Below are 16,754 nucleotides of genomic sequence, written 5' to 3' on the forward strand. Positions count from 1 at the left end.
AGCGAACAGGCCGTTCGCTGCTCCCTACGCGCCGACCACGGCGCCGCGGGCGGCGAGGACCTCGGCCGTCGCGACGCCGTGCACGGCCATCGCGGCGAGCTGGACGCCGATCTCCTCGGGCGTCGAGGGGCCGTCGGCGCGGAACCAGCGGTAGACCCAGTTCGTCGACCCGAGGATCGACAGCCCGGCGACGCGCGGGTCGACGTCGGGGCGGGCGAGGCCGTCGCGCTGCGCCTCGGCGACGAGGTCGCGGAACACGCCCTGGTAGGCGTGGCCGCTGCCGAGGATCTCCTCGCGGCGGGCGGTGGGCAGCGACTCGAGCTCGTGGAGGAACACGGCGGTCGGCACGAGGTTGCGGCACGCGTGCTCGACGTGGGCGCGGATGGTGCGCTCGAGGCGGTCCAGGGGGTCGCCGGGGCCCTGCGAGGCGGAGGAGACCACGGCGAAGCCCTCGCGGTGGACCTCGCTGATCACCTCGAAGAGCAGGTCCTCCTTGGACTGGATGTAGTAGTACAGGCTGCCCTTGAGCATGCCGAGGCGGTCGGCGATGTCCTGCAGGGAGGCGCCGTCGTAGCCCTTCTCGTAGAACATCTGGGTGGCCACCTCGAGGAGCTGGGCCCAGCGCTCCTCCCGGGGCTTGCGCTCCCCGGCGGCCCGGCGCTCGCTGCGCCCGGCCGGGCGGCGGTCCTGTGCCATGTGCTCTGCTCCTGGTGTTCGCTCTCCACCACGGGTCGAGCTCCGCAAGCTTCGTCTCCCGCCTGACCACCATACGGTCGGTAGGTACGCGCCGCGCAGCTTACCCCGCCGTCAGGTGACGCCGCGACATCCGCGGCGCCTCGGTCACGCCCCGCGCGGCGAGGTCGGCGGCGATCCGCTCGCGCAGCACCCCTTTCTGCACCTTGGTGCCCGACATCGGCCACGCGTCGACGAACTCGAGGTAGCGCGGGGCCTTGAACGTCGCGAGCGTCGCCAGGCAGTGGTCGAGGAGCTCGCGGCCCAGCGCGTCGGTGTCCGCGTCCCGGAACGCCGGCGCCAGCTCGACGTACGCCGCGGCCACCTCGCCGAGCCGCGCGTCGGGCGCGCCGACCACCGCCACCACGCCGACCGCCGGGTGCTCGGCGAGCCGGCCCTCGACCTCCGCCGCGGCGACGTTCTCCCCGCCGACCTTGAGCATGTCCTTGAGCCTGCTGACGAACGTGAACCGCCCGGCGGCGTCGCGGCGCACCAGGTCGCCGGTGTGGAACCAGCCCTCGGCGTCGATCCGCTCGGCCGTGGTCTCCGGGTCGCCGTGGTAGTACGCCATCCGCGAGACCCCGCGGTGCAGGAACTCCCCGATCTCGCCCGGCCCGCACTCGCGTCCGGTCTCCGGATCGCGGACCGTCGCCTCCATGTCCCGCAGCGGCACGCCGCTCGTGCCCGCGCGGGCCTCGGGCGGGTCGTCGACCGACCCCACGCAGCAGAACCCGGCTGACTCGGTGCCACCGAGGCACGAGATCTGGACAGACCCGGGCATCCGCGCCTGCATCGCGGCCATCCGCTCGGCCGGCCCGACGTTGATCACGGTGCGCAGGTCGGGCACGAGCGCCGGGTCGTAGGCCGGGTGGTCGAGCACCGGCAGCCAGATCGTGTCGAACGCCGGGAACGCGACGCTCGCGCGCTCGTCGACGAGCTGGCGCCAGGCGGTGTCCGGCGTGAACGCCCCGACGTGCACGAGCGTGCAGCCGGCGGCGAGCGAGCCCGTGAGCAGGTCGATCCCGCCGCAGTGGTGCAGCGGCAGCGGCGTCCAGAACCGGTCGTCGGGCGTCAGCCGCAGCCGCTCGACGAGGTTCTCGCCCAGTGCCGTGTACGCGCCGTGGGTGTGCACGCAGCCGCGCGGGCGCGACGTCGTGCCCGACGTGTAGAGCAGGATCATCGGGTCGTCGGGAGTGACGGCGACGTCGGGGACGTCGCCGTTCCCGGCGATCTCGTCCGGCGTGACCGCGCCCGGCCCCGCGAGGGACAGCAGCTCCGGCGACGCGACGACGACGGCGGGCTCGGCGTCCCCGCGCAGCCACGCGGTCTCGTCCGCGGTGCCCCGCGGGTTCACCGGCGTCGGGATCGCGCCGAGCATCGTCGCCCCGACGATGCCGGCGACGGCGTCGAGCCCGCTCGGCAGGACGAGCAGCACCCGGTCGCCGCGCCGCACCCCGCGCGCGTGCAGGCCCGCCGCCCAGGCCCGGGCGGTACCCCGCAGGGAGGGCCAGCTCGCGCGCTCCGCCGGGAACGCGACCTCCCGCGTCGGCGACCGCGCCACCGCGTCGTCGAGCAGCTGCGGCAGGGTGCGGAGCACCCTCACGTCGGGACCTCCTGCCCCGGCATCGTCACCGTGCCGCCGAGCGCCTCGACGAGCGTGACGGGGTCGAAGTACTCGGCGAACCACGTGATCGCGCCGCCGCGCACCCGGAACCGCGCGATGTAGGAGTTCCGGTACGGCCGGTCGGTGGCGAGGATGCGGGCGTCGCTGGCGTACTGCGCGACGATCGAGCCCGGGTCGTCGGCCAGCGCGTCGAGCCGGTAGTCGTGGAAGCGCAGCGGCGTGATCATCGCCGGCATCCCGGCGAAGAACGCGGTGACGTCCGCCTTGCCCTCGACCCGCCGCGGGAAGCCGGGCGGGGCGTAGGGCAGGTCCATGACGACGTCGTCGGCGAGCGTGTCCGCGAGCGCCTCGAGGTCCAGCGCGCCGACCGCGTCGAGATAGGCGCGCACGACCTCGTCGGCGTCGGAGGAGCTCATGCCTCGAACCCCTCCATCTGCGGGGTCGTCAACGGCGTGATCACGCGGCTGGCGATCTTCCACCCGCTCGCCGTGCGCCGGTAGGTGTCGACGTTGAGTGCCGCCGCCTTGATCGACGCCCCGGTCGTCGTCCTCCCCTCGGCCAGCACGTAGTTCGTGCCGTGCGCGTGGTCGTCGTCGTCGAACTCGACGACGTGGTTGGTCATGAGGTGGAACTGCTCGGCCATCGAGCCGGCGTCGCGCTCGAAGAACGCGAGGACCTGCTCGCGGCCCTCGTAGCGCTCCAGGCCGACGCCCGTCGCGTCCCAGACGGCGTCGTCGGTGTAGGCGGAGAGGGCCTCCTTGGGGTCGAAGCGGTCGAGGCCCCGGGCGTAGAGGTGGGTGGCCTGGACGATCTCGGCGCGGTCGTTCGCGTCGGGCATCGGAGCAGCTCCTCAGTCGTAGACGATCACGCCGCGCACGTTCTTGCCGTCGTGCATGTCGCGGAAGGCCTGGTTGATGTCGTCGAGCGAGTAGGTGCGCGTGATCAGCTCGTCGAGCTTCAGCTCGCCGCGCAGGTAGAGGTCAGCGAGCAGCGGGATGTCGGTGCGCGCGTTCGTCGTCCCGTAGAGCGAGCCCTGGATCCGCTTGCCCGAGAGCACGACGGTGAAGATGTCGAGCTTCACCTCGCGCTGCAGCGCCGGCGACACCCCGGTCAGGACGAGCACCCCGCCGCGCGTCACCAGCTGCTGCGCCTCCTCGAGCATGTCGCCCTCGACGACGCCGACGGTGAGGATCACGCGCTCGGCGCCCTGCCCGTTCGTCAGGGCGTCGACGATCTCCCGGGCCTCCGCCCAGTCCGACGCGGCGTGCGTCGCGCCGAACTCCATGGCCTTCTCGCGCTTGAAGGAGACCGGGTCGACGGCGACGATGTTCCGCGCGCCCTTGAGCCGGGCGCCCTGCACCGCGTTCATCCCGACGCCGCCGGTGCCGACGACCACCACGGTGTCGCCCAGCTGGATCTCCGCGGCGTACACCGCCGAGCCCCAGCCGGTGGGCACCCCGCACCCGATCAGCGCGGCCTTGTCCAGCGGCATGTCCTCGGGGACCTTGACCACGGCGTCGAGCGGGGCGCAGACGTACGGGCTGAAGGTGCCGAGGTAGGACATGCAGCCGACGCCCTTGCCACGCGCGTGCACGCGGTGGGTGCCGTCGGGCGCGACGCCGGAGAGCACGCCCGCGGCCAGCTCGCAGAGGCTGCCCTTGCCCTTGACGCACATCGCGCACCGCCCGCACGAGGGCAGGAACGACATGACGACGTGGTCGCCGGGCTTCACGTAGGTGACGCCGGGCCCGACCTCCTCGACGACGCCCGCCCCCTCGTGCCCGCCGAGCAGCGGCGCCCACGGCAGCGGGATGTCGCCGGTGTCGATGTGGTCGTCGGAGTGGCAGATGCCCGAGGCCGCGAGCTTGATCAGCGCCTCGTGCTCCTTGGGCGGGTCGATCTCGATGTCCTCGACGCTCCAGCCCGAGCGCGTGCCGGGCTCCCAGATGAGGGCTCCGCGGGTCTTCATGGTCGTCTCCCCAGTTCGGTCGATGGCCTGGTCACTTGATCGCGGCGCCCGCATCGACCGGCAGCGTCGCGCCGGTGATGTAGCGAGCCTCGTCGGAGAGCAGGAACAGCACCGCGTTCGAGACGTCGACCGACTCGATCCACGGGATCTCGAGCGCGTTCAGCGAGGTGAAGCCGGGGATGGCCTTCTCCTGCGTGGGCTCCGGGTCGCCGGGGGCGAACATCCCCCAGGTGCCCGGGTTCTGGATCATGTGCGTGTCGACGTTCGTCGGGTGCACCGTGTTGACGCGCACGCGGTAGGGCGCGAGCTCGTTGGCGAGGTTGCGCATGAGCCCGACGACTCCGTGCTTGGCGGACACGTAGTGGCCGACCTGCTGGATGCCCTTGAACCCGCCGATCGAGCTCGTGAACACCATCGCGCCGCCCCCGCCCTCGATGAGCTGCGGGATCGCCGCCTTCGCGGTGTGCCAGACGCCGGTGAGGTTGACGTCGATCATGTCCTGCCACGTGGTCTCGTCGAGCTCCCACGCGCGCCCGTAGCTCGCGATGCCGGCGTTGGCGACGACGCCGTCGAGCCGGCCCAGCTCCGCGATCCCGTCGGCGACCGCCGCGTCGAGCGCGGCCTGGTCGCGTACGTCGGCGACGCGGGCGACGATCCGCCGGTCCAGCTTCTCGACCAGGGCGACCGTTTCGTCGAGGTCCTCGCGCGTGGCCGGCGGGTACTTGCCGACGACCGTGTCGATGCCGTCGCAGAGGTCGACGGCGACGACGTCGGCGCCCTCCTGGGCGAGGCGGACCGCGTGGGCCCGGCCCTGCCCGCGGGCGGCCCCGGTGACGAGGACGACCTTGCCCTCCATGCGTCCGGTCATGGTCGTTCCCTCTCAGACAGTTCTAGACAGCGCGCCCGTGCTCGCCCCAGTACGGGGCGCGCAGGTCGCGTTTGAGGATCTTGCCGGTGGGCGCCTTCGGCAGGGCGTCGACGAACTCCACCGAGCGCGGCTTCTGGTACGACGCGAGGTGCGCCCGGGCGGTCTCGACGATGTCGGCCTCGGTCGCGGTCGTGTCCGGCTTGAGCACGACGAACGCCTTGACGCTCTCGCCCCACTCCTCGTCGGGCACGCCGATCACCGCGCACTCGAGCACCGAGGGGTGGTGGTTGACGGCCTCCTCGACCTGGACCGAGTAGATGTTCTCGCCGCCCGAGATGATCATGTCCTTGGCGCGGTCGACGATGAACACGTAGCGGTCCGCGTCCCAGGTGGCGAGGTCGCCGGTCCACATCCAGCCGTCGCGCAGGGTGTCGGCGGTGAGGTCCGGCCGGTTCCAGTAGCCCGCCATGTTGGCCTCGGAGCGCACGACGATCTGCCCGACCGTGCTGCCGTCGGTCGGCACGGGGTTGCCGTCGACGTCGACGATCCGCACCGACGTCACGAACCCCTCGCGACCGCACGACTGCAGCCGCTCGGGGTGCACCCCGTTGACCGCCGCGTGGTGGTCCTCCTGGGAGAGGAAGCACATCGTCGTGCCCTCGGTCTGCCCGTAGCCCTGGATGAGCGTGCACGGGAAGGCCTGCAGCGCGTTCTTCACGACGGCCGAGGGCATCGGCCCGCCGCCGTACTGGATGTTGCGCAGGCTCGCGATGTCGTACCCGGAGAACCCGGGGACCGCCATCATCCAGTTGAGCATTGTGGTGATCCCGAGGAACGCCGAGACGCGCTCCGCCTCGATGATCTCCAGCGACCGCTTGGCCTCGAAGTTCATCAGCACGAGCGGGCAGCCGTGGCGCATGTAGTTCATCGAGAGCACGACCGGGATGTGGTACATCTGCCCGGTCAGCATGTAGACGTCGGTCGGGACGATGCGCTCGGCGACGGTCTGGTTGAGCATCCCGAACGACGCGCTGCGGTGGGTGTGCAGCGCGCCCTTCGACGCCCCCGTCGTGCCGCCCGTGTAGAGGATGAAGAAGGGGTCGTCGTCGCCGACGCTCGCGCTGTCGGTTGGCTCGTCGTCCGACGACGCCGCGAGCAGGTCCTCGTAGCTGCCGTCGCCGCCCGGCCCGTACGAGAGCCAGTGCTCGACGTCGACGAGCCCGCCGAGCTCGCGCCCGACCTCGGCCCACTCCCCCGCGACGACGATCGCCCGCGGCCCGCCGTCGGTGACGATCCGCGCGAGCTCGCCCGCGCCGAGGCGCCAGTTCAGCGGCTGCACGACCAGGCCCGCGCGCCCGGCGGCGTAGTAGATCTCCTGGAACTCGGTGGAGTTCTTCGCGAGCACGGCGACGCGGTCGCCGCGCTGCAGCGCCAGCCCGTCGGGGCGCGGCCCGCGCAGCCCGTTGGCCAGGCGCCGCACGCGCTCGTCGAGCTCGGCCCAGCTCGTGCGGCGCTCGGTGGTGGTGTCGACGACGGCGTCCCCGCGCGGGGTCAGGGCCGCCCACTTCTCGGGGATGCGACCGATGTTGACCATCAGTAGGGCAGGTCCAGGTAGACGTACCGGTCGGCGATCAGCCACGTGCCGTCGCGGTGGGTCAGCTGGTCGCGGTACCAGCCGCTGGAGAGCACCTTGACCGTGCCGTGCTCGATCGAGAGCAGCGTCAGGTTGGTGACCGCGACCGCCTCGTCGTCGCTCTCCTTCTCGAACCAGAGGTTGGACAGGTTGTGCCGGCGCTGGTCGGTCTGGGCGGCCATCGAGTCGGCGTGGAGCTTGCGGATGGCCTCGCGGCCCTCGAAGGGGCCGACGAGCTGGCCGTCGCGCCCGATGCGCAGGCTCATCCGGGCGTCCTCGGTGAAGCAGGACGCGATGAGGTCGGGGTCGGCCTCGTCGTAGCCCCAGGAGGCCTTGCCGAGGAGGTTCTCGATGTGGGGACGAACGGGCACGGGTGTCCTCCTAGCTGGGGGTGAACTCGAGGAGCAGGCGGCCGGGGGCCCGCGTGAACACCCCGGTCTCGGGCGGCGGCTCGCCGCCCGCGAAGCGGATGTCGGTCATCGCGTCGAGCAGGTCGTTCATGCCGACCTCGATCTCGAACAGCGAGAGCAGCGCGCCGACGCAGAAGTGCCGGCCGAGGCAGAACGCGAGGTGGTCGGCGGCGGCGGAGAAGGCGCGCGAGTGGTCGAGGTCGGCGCGCAGGACGTCGAAGACCTCGGGGCGCTCGAAGCGGCGCTCGTCGCGGTTGGCGGCGCCGATGAGGCACGTGACCGTGCGCCCGGCCTCCACCACCCCGCCCGAGAGCTCCACGGCCTCCGAGGGCTGACGCATGATCATGTGGACGGGCGGTGACCAGCGCAGCGTCTCGGCGAAGGCGGCGGGGATGAGGGACCGGTCCCGTCGGACGGCGTCCAGCTGCTCGGGGTGCGCGACGAGGTCGGCCATCAGGCTGGTGATCGCCTTGTCCGTGGTCTCGCCGCCCGCGGTGAGGAGCAGGCTGCAGAAGGCCTTGATCTCCTCGTCGGTCATCGACTCGCCGTCGATCTCGGCGGCGCAGAGCGTGGAGAGCAGGTCGTCGCCCGGGTGCTCCCGCCGCTCCCGGATGCGCGGGATCATGTAGGCCTCGAACTCGGCCTTGGTGCGCAGGCCCTCCGCCATCACGGCCTCGTCGCCGGCGAGGTTCGACAGGAACCCCATGATCGACGTGTACCAGGCGTGGAAGCGGTCGTGATCGGTCCGCGGCAGGCCGAGCATGTCGACGATGACGTTGATCGGGAACCGCGTCGCGTACGCGTCGACGAGGTCGACGTGGCCGTCGGCGCGGAAGGCGTCGACGAGGTCGCGCGAGTTGCGGCGGATGGTGGGGCCGAACTGCTCCTGGAGTGCCTTGCCCCGGAAGGCGGGCGCCACCAGCGAGCGGTGCGTGGAGTGCTCGCGGCCCTCCATCTGCAGGATCGTGCGCCCGTGCACGGGCTCGAGCTGCCACGCGTAGTTCTCGCTCGTGAACACCGGGTCCTTGAACGCCCGCTGCACGTCCTCGTAGCGGCTGATCACGTAGGTCTGCATGGCCTCGTGCCACACGAGCGGGAACTCGTCGCGCAGCAGCCGGTAGGCGCTGTACGGGTCGCGGGCGAACTCCGGCGAGAGGATGTCCGGCGGTTCGAGCGTGGCCGTCATTGGGTCCCCCGACCTGCGAAGACGTCGTTGGCGGCGCACCTACCGATCGTTTGGTACGCGTGGCGAGACTAGCATCACACCCGGTCGGGTCAAGGGCGTTCGCGGCGGCTTGCCGCCCGCCTCACCGCGGTGATCACGGGCGACGTCACGCACGTCGCGCCGCTCTTCGAGTGCGTGGGGTCGCCCCTGATCACGAGGCGCGGGCCATGAGTTCGAGCCGGCGATGCCCGAGCGCGACCCGGACCCCGCGGACGAAGAAGTCCGGCCGGCGAAGGTCGAGCGCGGTGACCGGCAGGACGAGCCAGCCGACCGCCGCCAGGCGCGCGATGCGCTCGACGTCGCGGCGCCACTGCTCCTGGTCGGTCCGGTGATCGTCACCCTGGTACTCGAGGGCGAACCGCAGCTCGCGCCACCCGAAGTCGACCCGCGCGACGTCGTCACCCCAGTCGTCGCGGACCTGCAGCTGTGGCTCCGGTGCCAGCCCGGCGGCGTGGAGGACGAGACGCAGGCGCGTCTCCGGTGGCGACTCCGCCCGCGCGTCGGCGTCGGCGATCACGCGCGGCAGCCGACGTGCGCCCCGGGGGTTGTCGCGGAGCGCCGGGTACGAGGCGAGCGCCGCGACGTCGAGCTCGTGCCGGTGCGCGAGGGCGTCGACGGCGACGACCGCCTCGACGTGGTCGCGGCGGCGCGCGAGATCGAACGCCGTGCGCAGCGGGGAGGTCACGAGGGTGCCGTGGACGTCGACGACCTCGTCGTCCGCCAGGACGTCCTGCCGGATCAGTAGGCCGTCGTGCGGACGGACCCTCCGGCGTCCCACCACCACCTCGACCCGGGCGTTGCGAGGCGCACACGGTGCTTCGAGGAGCTCCGCCGCCCCGTAGCCGCCGATCACCCCGCCCGGCACCGCGAGGGCCGCGGCGACGGCACGTCCGGAGAGATCGAGCACGGTGCCGGCGGCGACGTAGGTGTCGTACCCCAGGTGGTCGAACCCGGGGCCGCCGAGGCGACGCCAGGTGGTCTCCCCGGCGCTGACAGCCGCGCTGCCGCGGAAGGGTTTCGCGAAGTCCATACCTGTTGGAGGGGCGCGGCGCGCGAACGGTTCCCTCCGCGTGGCGTTGGACCCCGCGGACGGAGATCAAGAGCGACGTCATGCACCTCGCTCGCCGCACGCGGTGCGTGAGGTCGCCCGTGATCTCCGGAGCGAGACACCCCTCGCACACCACCCGGAGATCAGGGGCGACGTCGTGCACCTCGCAGACCGAACGAGGTGCGTGAGGTCACCCGTGATCACCAGCCGCGCCCGGCACGCCGGCCGCCGCCCCACGCGAGCCGTGGAGCCGGAGCGCGGTCACCCCCGCAGCGGCGCGATGACCTGTTCCGCGAAGCGCAGCACCGGTTCCGTCGAGGCCGGGTTGCCGAAGTCCATGACGAAGTGGTCGACGCCGACGTCGCGCTTCGCCGCCAGCTCGTCCACCAGCCGCGACGAGTCCTCGTCGCTCTCGGGCAGCGCGCGTTCCAGGGTCACCGAGACCTCGATCGCGTCCGGGTCCCGGCCCGCCTCCTCCGCGGAGCGGCGCACGATGTCGCGTCGCCGGACGAAGTCCTCCGGCTCCCCCTTGAACGGCCCGTTCCACATGTCCGCCAGCCGCCCGACCAGCGGCAGCCCGACCTTCTCGCCGGCGGCGCCGATGCAGACGCGCGGTGGCGGGTCGGTCAGCGGCGGGGCCGCGGCGCCGTCGATGCGGTAGTGCCGGCCCTCGAACGACGGGTCGGCCTCGGCCCACATCAGCCGGCAGATCGTGACCGCTTCCTCCAGCTGGGCGAAGCGGACGGACGGGCGCGGGAAGTCGTAGCCGTAGGCCTCGTACTCGGGCTCGCGCCAGCCGGCGCCGATGCCGAGGACGAAGCGCCCGCCCGACAGGTACTGCAGCGTCGCGGCCATCTTCGCCAGCAGCGGCGGGTGCCGGTAGCCGACGCCGAGCACGTGGTGGCACAGGTCGACCGAGGGATGGCGCGCCGCGAGCCAGGTCAGCGTCGTCCACGCCTCGAGGAACGGGTCGGTCTTCTGGTCGAAGCCGTAGAAGTGGTCGGCGATCCACAGCGAATCGAAGTGCGGCAGCGCCGCGGGCAGGATCGCGGTGTCCTGGTCGGCGGCGATGGGGCGGTGGTCGCTCCACCGGTTCCCGATCACCGGGGAGAGCCAGCCGAACTTCGGAGTGGTCGCCACCGCGGCATCATGCCAAGCCGCTTGACCGGGGGCACGACGACTTGCCACGCTGTCGAACGGTCGTTTGGTAGACGGGAGGCCCGCGTGGCGAAGTACGACGTCGTGGTCATCGGAGCAGGCGCGGCGGGGCTGACGGCGGCGTCGCTGCTCGCCGTCGAGGGCAAGAGCGTCTGCCTGCTCGAACGCTCGCCCTACCTCGGCGGACGGGGCATGGCGGTGCCCGACGAGGGGTTCACGGTCAACGTCGGCGGCCACCTCATCGAGGACCCGGGGTCAGGCCTGACCAAGGTCTTCGAGCACGTCGGCAAGACGCTGCAGCACGGCGAGGTCTCCGCGGAGATGCCCGTGTGGGACCACGAGCGGGGCCGCTGGGGCTCGATCCGCGACCGCTACTCGGGCAGCAAGGGCGAGCTGAAGAAGGTCATCAAGGCGCTGCTGAACACCGAGTGGGACGAGCTCGACCGGTGGGACGACCGCCCGCTGCGCCAGTGGCTCCACCAGCACACCGACGACCAGGGCGTCGTCGACCTCTTCGAGTTCATCACCGTGCTCGAGTGCATGACCGACAACTGGTGGGACCACTCCGCCAGCGACAACCTCTTCGTCCGCAAGATGCACTTCGCCGAGCGGGGCACCGCCGCCTACTCGTGCTGGCCCGGCCAGGGCTGGGACGGGATGTGGGCCGACCTCGCCGACGCCTTCACACAGGCCGGCGGCGACCTTCGCCTCTCCACCCCCGTCGAGCGCGTCGTCATCGAGGACGGCGTGACGAAGGGCGTGGCGATCGCCCGCCAGCCGCGCGTGCTGCCCAACGAGTTCTTCGAGGAGGAGATCCTCGAGGCCGACCACGTCATCTGCACCCTGCCGGTCTGGCACGTGCTCAACGTCGTCGACGAGGGCGACCTGCCCGACTGGTACGCCGAGCAGATCAAGTTCCTCGCGCAGGACAAGTTCCGGATCGCCTGGATCGGGCTCTACCTCGCCACCGAGGAGCCCGTGCACCAGTACGACCCGCGCGAGCTCTCGACGTGGCTGAAGACCCCGAACACCGCGCTCTCCGGCTTCATGTTCAACCAGACCGCCATGGACCCCACGTGCTCGCCCGAGGGCACCCACCTGCACGTCATGGGCGGGATCTTCCCCGGCGAGAAGGGCCGCGACCGGGCGTGGCTGCGCCGCCAGACCGAGCAGTTCGAGGCCGACGTCGCGGAGATGTGGCCCGGCTTCGCGAAACCGGTCTGGCGTCGCCGCCACCTCGTGTTCGAGCCCAGCTTCGGCGTGATCCAGAAGCCCGGGCTGGTCGGCGCCTACCGCCCGCACTGGAACCCGCCGCGCCCCGAGGGCCTGTGGTTCGCCGGCGAGACGTTCCGCAGCCGCGGCATCGGCACCGACCGCGCCGCGCGCGCCGCCGTCACCGTCGTCGAGGAGTACCTCGGCCGCCGGCTGGAGACCTTCGGCGACGGGTGGCGCTACTGATGCCCATCGAACTGGGCGTTCCCGGACAGATCATGCCGCCGGCTGCTGCGGCGGTGAAGTTCGCGAAGCGCAGCGAGGACGAGGGGTTCGACGCCGTCTGGTGGCCCGACCACCTCATGGGCTGGCACCCGGACACGATGTGGACGCCGGACCTCACCCCGCTCGCCGAGCACCAGGCCAACCCGCACGTCTACTTCGACCCCGCCGTGATGATGGGCGTCGTCGGCGCGGCGACCGAGCGCATCAAGGTCGGCGTCTGCGTCACCGACCTCATCCGCCGCCACCCCGCCATGGCCGCGCAGACCGCGCTCACCCTCGACCACGTGACGCAGGGCCGCGCGATCATCGGGCTGGGCAGTGGCGAGCAGCTCAACGCGACGCCCTACGGGATGCCGTTCGACAAGCCGGTCGCGCGGCTCGAGGAGGGCATCGACGTGATGCGCCTGCTCATGACCGCCGACGGGCCCGTCGACCACGAGGGCCGCTTCCACCGGCTCGACAAGGCGGTCCTCGGCCTGCAGCCCTACGGCGCGACGCCGCCCGAGATCTGGACCGCCGCGCACGGCCCGCGGATGCTGCGCCTGACCGGGCGCAAGGCCGACGGCTGGCTGCCCACCAAGCTCGGGCCCGCCGAGTACGGCGACGCGCTGACGACCATCCGGCAGGCCGCCGACCAGGAGGGACGCGACCCCGACGCCATCACGCCCGGCATGCTCGGCTACGTCCTCATGGGTCCGGACGCCGAGACCGTGCAGCGGCTCACCGAGGCCCCGCTGGTGCGCGCGCTGTGCGTGCTGCTGCCGGCCCAGGTGTTCCGCGACCTGGGCGTGGAGGGCCCGTACCCCGACGGCTCCGGGTTCCACGACTTCATCCCGACGGCGATCGACCGCGCCGAGTCCCTGCGGATCATCGACGCGATCCCGCCCGCGGTGGTGCGTCACTACGCGTTCTGCGGCACGCCGGACGAGGTCGCCGACCAGGTCGAGGAGTACGCCGAGCAGGGCCTGCGCCACCTCGTCATGTGGAACATCACCGCCTTCGGCAACCCGTCGCTCGCGCGCTGGTCGTTCGGCGCGATGTCGGAGCTGCGGAAGCGGTTGGGCCGGTGACGCCCCCGGCCGTCGAGCGCTACTTCGCCGCGGTCAACGCCGAGGACTGGGACACGATCCGCGACCTCTTCGCCCCGGACGCCGCGCTGCGCACGGTCGGCGCGCCGACGCGGCGGGGACGCGACGAGATCGCCGCGCACTTCCCGAAGGTCCTCGCGGCGCTGCCCGTGCACCACGACGAGCCCACCCGCGTCGTCGTCGCCGGCCCGACCGTCCTCGTCGAGATCCGCTTCGCGGGCCGGACGACGGACGGCCGGGCGGTCACGTTCGACGCCGTCGACGTCTTCGACCTCGACGACAGCGGGACGACGATCGAGGCCCTCTCGACCTGGTACGACACGGCGGCGGTCGCCCGTCAGCTGCGGTCATGACGATCATCCAGGGCCTCGGCGTCACCCTCCCCGTCGACGAGGGCCTGTCCGCCGGGCAGTACCTCGACCTGGCGCGGCTCGCCGAGGACGCCGGGTGCACGGACGTGCTGGTCGGCGAGGTCGCGGGCCCCGAGGTCTTCGCGATGCTCGGCATGATCGCCGCCTCGACGAGCCGCATCCGCCTGGGCAGCGGCATCGTCGGCGTCTACCCGCGCACGGCCGTGCTCACGGCGATGGGGTTCACGACGCTCGCCTCGCTCGCCCCGGGCCGCGTGCTCGCCGGCCTCGGCGCGTCGAGCCCGATCATCGTCGAGCAGTGGCACGGCCTCGGCTTCGACGCGCCCCGCGCGCGCCTCGAGGAGTACGTGGCCGCGCTGCGCACGGTGTTCCGCGGCGAGCGGACCGACCTCGACGGCGCGCACGTCCGCTCGCACGGGTTCCGCGCCGGGCTCGGTCCCGTCGACGTGCCGATTCTCGTCGCGGCGATGAACCCGCGGATGCTCCGCCTCGCCGGCGCGATCGCCGACGTCGCGTTCCTGACCTGGACCCCGCCCGCCGAGTACGGACCCAAGATCGCGCTGGTCCGCGAGGGCGCGGCGGCCGCCGGGCGCGACCCGGACGAGGTCGGGATCGCGGCCTCGTTCTGGGCCTACGCCGGCGACCGCGTCGACGAGGCGCAGGAGCGTCTGCGCCGGTTCGTGCTGCAGTACGCGATGGTCCCGACGCACCGGCCGTCGTTCCGGGGCAGCTTCGCCCGCCTCGACGAGGCCGCGCGCGCCTGGGAGGACGGCGACCGGAAGAAGGCACTCCAGCTCGTGGACGACGACGCCGTCGACGCCATGTGCGCGCTGGGCACCGGCGACGACGTGGCGCGCCGGGTGGACGCCCTCCGAGCGGCGGGCGTCGACCTGCCGATCGCGCTGACCCCGGGCGCGGTGCCGGGCGACCCCGACGGACCGGCTGCGACGATCGAGCGGATGGCCGCCAGCACGACGAAGGAGCACGCGTGACCGAGGGCGTCACCTCCGAGATCCCGTCCGACATCCCGTCCGACGCCGGCGTCCTGCGCCTCGACCACGTCGCCGTGGCCGTCCGCGACGTCCGCGCGGGCGCCGCGCTGTACGGGGACGCGCTGGGCGGGCGGTTCCTCTTCGGCGGCGACAACGACCACCAGGGCATCCGCGTCGCCCAGTTCGCCCTGCCCGGCGGCATGAAGATCGAGCTGATCTCCCCGCTGCGCGACGACGCCCCGGTGGCGCGGTTCCTGGAGCGCCGCGGCGAGGGCGTGCACCACCTCACGCTGCTGGTCGAGGACGTGGAGGTTGCGGTCGCCCGCTTGCGGGGGCTGGACTACGAGGTCGTCGACGTGAATCTGGACAGCCCGCACTGGCGCGAGGCGTTCGTCCGCCCGCGCTCGGCGTTCGGCGCGCTGCTGCAGCTCGCGGACACGACGAAGCGCTGGGACGAACCCGCCGCCTCGGGGATCACGCTCGACGACGTCCTGGCCGGCCGGGTCGTGTTCACCGAGGACGAGCGGGCCGTCCTGCGCGAGAACTGCTGACTACTCCCAGGTCTGCTGCCGCTTGTACTGCGCCATGATCTCGCGTGGGAGCGGGCCGGTGGACGGCACCGCCATGCCCTTCTGACGGGCCCACAGCCGGGCGGCCTCGACGAGGCCGTGGACGTTGCCCTTGCGCACGGGCTCGTCGGCGTCGTGCCGCTCGCGGGGAGTGGTGGGTTCGCGCTTGGCGTCGGTCATGCGAGTACCTCCGATGACGTCGTTGTCACCGCTGCGTCACAGCCCGGCGGTCGCCGGACCGCTGTGACCCACGTTACGCCCCCGCTGCACGTGCTCCCGCCCGGTGCCGCCGGACCGCGTCCCGGTTGGCGCAGGACGGCGTGCAGTAGCGCTGCCGGCCCGTGCGCGAGACGTCGGCGAACACCCGCTCGCAGCCGCCGGTGGCGCAGCGGGCGAGCCGGTGTATCCCGCGCGCGGTCAGGTGCAGCGCCGTGCCGACGCTGACGAGCGAGCGCAGCAGCGCGGCGAGCGTCATGTCGTCGTCCCGGTAATGGATGTGCCACCCCGTGCCGGCGTGGTCGGTGAGCCGCGGGTGCGCGGTCGAGGTGGCCAGCAGCGTGTTCAACAGGTCCGCCCGGGCCGGTGGGTCGGGCTCGTCGACGACGGCCGTCCAGCGCTCCAGATACGCCCGGACGGCGAGAACGTCCTGGTCGACGGCCGGTCGGTCGACATCGAGACCGGCCGCGCGGCACCGCTCCTCGAGCTCGGCGGCGCTCGCCGGCGGCCGGTTCACGAGGTCCGCGGCGAGGAGAACCGCGTCACCTCCGTAAGGGTTGAGGTGCACAAGACCATGACACCACGCTGGAGGCCATGAGAGAACACCAGTGGTCCACCGTCTCCACCCACCGCACCGCCGAGGGCCCGGTGCGCTACCAGCGCTGCCGCTGCGGTCGCTGGCGCACGCTGCAGGGCGTCGAGGTCGTCGCCGCGCCGGTCGCGGCGTGCCGACCCCTCGAGCGCGCGGCGTGACCCGCGGGCGATGAGTCCGGGCGCCGCCGGCCGTCCACCCCTCATGGACATCGATCTCCGCCCCGCCGCCCGCGCGCTGGGCACGCTGGTCACCGCCGTCGACGACGAGCGCCTCGCCGATCCCACGCCGTGCACCGCCTGGTCGGTGGGCGACCTGCTCGACCACCTCGACGTCGTCGCCGCCGGCTTCACCACGCTCGCGGGCGGCGCCGAGAAGCCCGGCGACGGCCCCTGGGACGCCGGACGGCGCGCCGCCCTCGCCGACGCCCTCGCCGTCATGGCCGACGCCTGGCGCGACCCCGCCGCCTGGCAGGGCGTCGCCGGGCCGCCGGAGCTCCCCCGCCCCACCTGGGGCCGCATCGGGCTCACCGAGCTCGTCGTGCACGCCTGGGACCTCGCGCGGGTGCTCGACCGCCCGGCGCCGGACCTCCCCGACGACCTCCTGCGCGTGACCCTCGCGCACGTCGAGGCGTTCGTGCCGCAGGCGCCGCTGCCGGAACTGTGGGGGACGCCGGTGGCCCTCGGAGCGGACGCGCCCCTGTGGGACCGCGTGGTGGCCGGGACCGGCCGCCGACCCTGATCACCGACCCGATACCTCCCG

The 16,754-nt window shown here is 72.7% G+C and carries 20 protein-coding genes; 7 read left to right on the top strand and 13 right to left on the bottom strand.

Annotated elements, in window-relative coordinates:
- Positions 1–24: 24 nt before the first annotated feature.
- The 11 genes from EV188_RS06925 to EV188_RS06975 all read right to left on the bottom strand — a co-directional run bounded on the left by EV188_RS06925 (position 25) and on the right by EV188_RS06975 (position 10,649).
- Complete coding sequence (locus tag EV188_RS06925) at positions 25–696, bottom strand: TetR/AcrR family transcriptional regulator (RefSeq protein WP_133825541.1); 672 nt, start codon at positions 694–696, stop codon at positions 25–27.
- Positions 697–796: 100 nt separating this feature from the next.
- Positions 797–2,335: a class I adenylate-forming enzyme family protein gene (locus EV188_RS06930; RefSeq protein WP_166659758.1), complete on the bottom strand. Its 1,539-nt coding sequence runs from the start codon at positions 2,333–2,335 to the stop codon at positions 797–799.
- A complete protein-coding gene (locus tag EV188_RS06935) occupies positions 2,332–2,772 on the bottom strand; it encodes a nuclear transport factor 2 family protein (protein ID WP_133825543.1) in 441 nt (146 codons plus the stop codon). The genes EV188_RS06930 and EV188_RS06935 overlap by 4 nt, the downstream gene beginning before the upstream one ends.
- Complete coding sequence (locus tag EV188_RS06940) at positions 2,769–3,194, bottom strand: nuclear transport factor 2 family protein (RefSeq protein WP_133825544.1); 426 nt, start codon at positions 3,192–3,194, stop codon at positions 2,769–2,771. Before EV188_RS06940 ends, EV188_RS06935 begins: the two co-directional genes overlap by 4 nt.
- Before the next feature lie 12 nt (positions 3,195–3,206).
- Positions 3,207–4,325, bottom strand: coding sequence for an NDMA-dependent alcohol dehydrogenase (locus EV188_RS06945; protein ID WP_133825545.1), 1,119 nt, complete (start codon positions 4,323–4,325; stop codon positions 3,207–3,209).
- A gap of 31 nt (positions 4,326–4,356) precedes the next feature.
- Positions 4,357–5,193: a mycofactocin-coupled SDR family oxidoreductase gene (locus EV188_RS06950; protein ID WP_133825546.1), complete on the bottom strand. Its 837-nt coding sequence runs from the start codon at positions 5,191–5,193 to the stop codon at positions 4,357–4,359.
- 22 nt (positions 5,194–5,215) lie between these two features.
- On the bottom strand, positions 5,216–6,787 hold the full coding sequence (locus tag EV188_RS06955) for an AMP-binding protein (protein ID WP_133825547.1): 1,572 nt from the start codon (positions 6,785–6,787) through the stop codon (positions 5,216–5,218).
- Complete coding sequence (locus tag EV188_RS06960) at positions 6,787–7,197, bottom strand: nuclear transport factor 2 family protein (RefSeq protein ID WP_133825548.1); 411 nt, start codon at positions 7,195–7,197, stop codon at positions 6,787–6,789. Before EV188_RS06960 ends, EV188_RS06955 begins: the two co-directional genes overlap by 1 nt.
- A gap of 10 nt (positions 7,198–7,207) precedes the next feature.
- Complete coding sequence (locus EV188_RS06965; RefSeq protein ID WP_133825549.1) at positions 7,208–8,422, bottom strand: cytochrome P450; 1,215 nt, start codon at positions 8,420–8,422, stop codon at positions 7,208–7,210.
- Between the two features lie 190 nt (positions 8,423–8,612).
- Complete coding sequence (locus EV188_RS06970) at positions 8,613–9,491, bottom strand: hypothetical protein (protein ID WP_133825550.1); 879 nt, start codon at positions 9,489–9,491, stop codon at positions 8,613–8,615.
- A gap of 279 nt (positions 9,492–9,770) precedes the next feature.
- Positions 9,771–10,649 carry an LLM class flavin-dependent oxidoreductase gene (locus EV188_RS06975; protein WP_133825551.1) on the bottom strand — a complete coding sequence of 293 codons (879 nt, stop codon included), beginning with the start codon at positions 10,647–10,649 and terminating at the stop codon, positions 9,771–9,773.
- An 84-nt stretch (positions 10,650–10,733) separates the two neighbouring features.
- On the opposite strand from EV188_RS06975, the gene EV188_RS06980 reads away from it, so the two are divergent.
- From EV188_RS06980 to EV188_RS07000, 5 genes are read left to right on the top strand one after another with little or no spacing between them, the layout of a single operon-like run.
- On the top strand, positions 10,734–12,125 hold the full coding sequence (locus tag EV188_RS06980) for a phytoene desaturase family protein (protein WP_166659759.1): 1,392 nt from the start codon (positions 10,734–10,736) through the stop codon (positions 12,123–12,125).
- Entirely contained in the window at positions 12,125–13,234 is a 1,110-nt protein-coding gene (locus EV188_RS06985) for an LLM class flavin-dependent oxidoreductase (protein ID WP_133825553.1), read from the top strand. The genes EV188_RS06980 and EV188_RS06985 overlap by 1 nt, the downstream gene beginning before the upstream one ends.
- Complete coding sequence (locus EV188_RS06990; RefSeq protein WP_166659760.1) at positions 13,231–13,605, top strand: nuclear transport factor 2 family protein; 375 nt, start codon at positions 13,231–13,233, stop codon at positions 13,603–13,605. Before EV188_RS06985 ends, EV188_RS06990 begins: the two co-directional genes overlap by 4 nt.
- Positions 13,602–14,615: an LLM class flavin-dependent oxidoreductase gene (locus tag EV188_RS06995; protein WP_133825554.1), complete on the top strand. Its 1,014-nt coding sequence runs from the start codon at positions 13,602–13,604 to the stop codon at positions 14,613–14,615. The genes EV188_RS06990 and EV188_RS06995 overlap by 4 nt, the downstream gene beginning before the upstream one ends.
- The gene (locus EV188_RS07000) at positions 14,612–15,166 is read left to right on the top strand and encodes a VOC family protein (RefSeq protein ID WP_166659761.1); all 555 of its coding nucleotides are present in this window, start codon (positions 14,612–14,614) and stop codon (positions 15,164–15,166) included. Before EV188_RS06995 ends, EV188_RS07000 begins: the two co-directional genes overlap by 4 nt.
- Here the strand turns inward: EV188_RS07000 and EV188_RS07005 are convergent, their stop codons facing one another.
- Positions 15,167–15,364 (bottom strand): Lsr2 family DNA-binding protein, encoded by a 198-nt coding sequence (locus EV188_RS07005; protein WP_133825556.1) that lies wholly within the window; start codon positions 15,362–15,364, stop codon positions 15,167–15,169.
- A gap of 73 nt (positions 15,365–15,437) precedes the next feature.
- On the bottom strand, positions 15,438–15,917 hold the full coding sequence (locus EV188_RS07010) for a CGNR zinc finger domain-containing protein (RefSeq protein WP_243741531.1): 480 nt from the start codon (positions 15,915–15,917) through the stop codon (positions 15,438–15,440).
- Between the two features lie 77 nt (positions 15,918–15,994).
- Between EV188_RS07010 and EV188_RS31390 the strand changes: the two genes are divergently transcribed.
- Together EV188_RS31390 and EV188_RS07015 are read left to right on the top strand one after the other, a co-directional pair.
- Positions 15,995–16,153 (top strand): hypothetical protein, encoded by a 159-nt coding sequence (locus tag EV188_RS31390; RefSeq protein ID WP_166659762.1) that lies wholly within the window; start codon positions 15,995–15,997, stop codon positions 16,151–16,153.
- Positions 16,154–16,196: 43 nt separating this feature from the next.
- Complete coding sequence (locus tag EV188_RS07015; protein ID WP_133825558.1) at positions 16,197–16,733, top strand: TIGR03086 family metal-binding protein; 537 nt, start codon at positions 16,197–16,199, stop codon at positions 16,731–16,733.
- Positions 16,734–16,754 lie beyond the last annotated feature (21 nt).

The organism is Actinomycetospora succinea, assembly GCF_004363095.1.
GTDB classification, from domain to species: domain Bacteria; phylum Actinomycetota; class Actinomycetes; order Mycobacteriales; family Pseudonocardiaceae; genus Actinomycetospora; species Actinomycetospora succinea.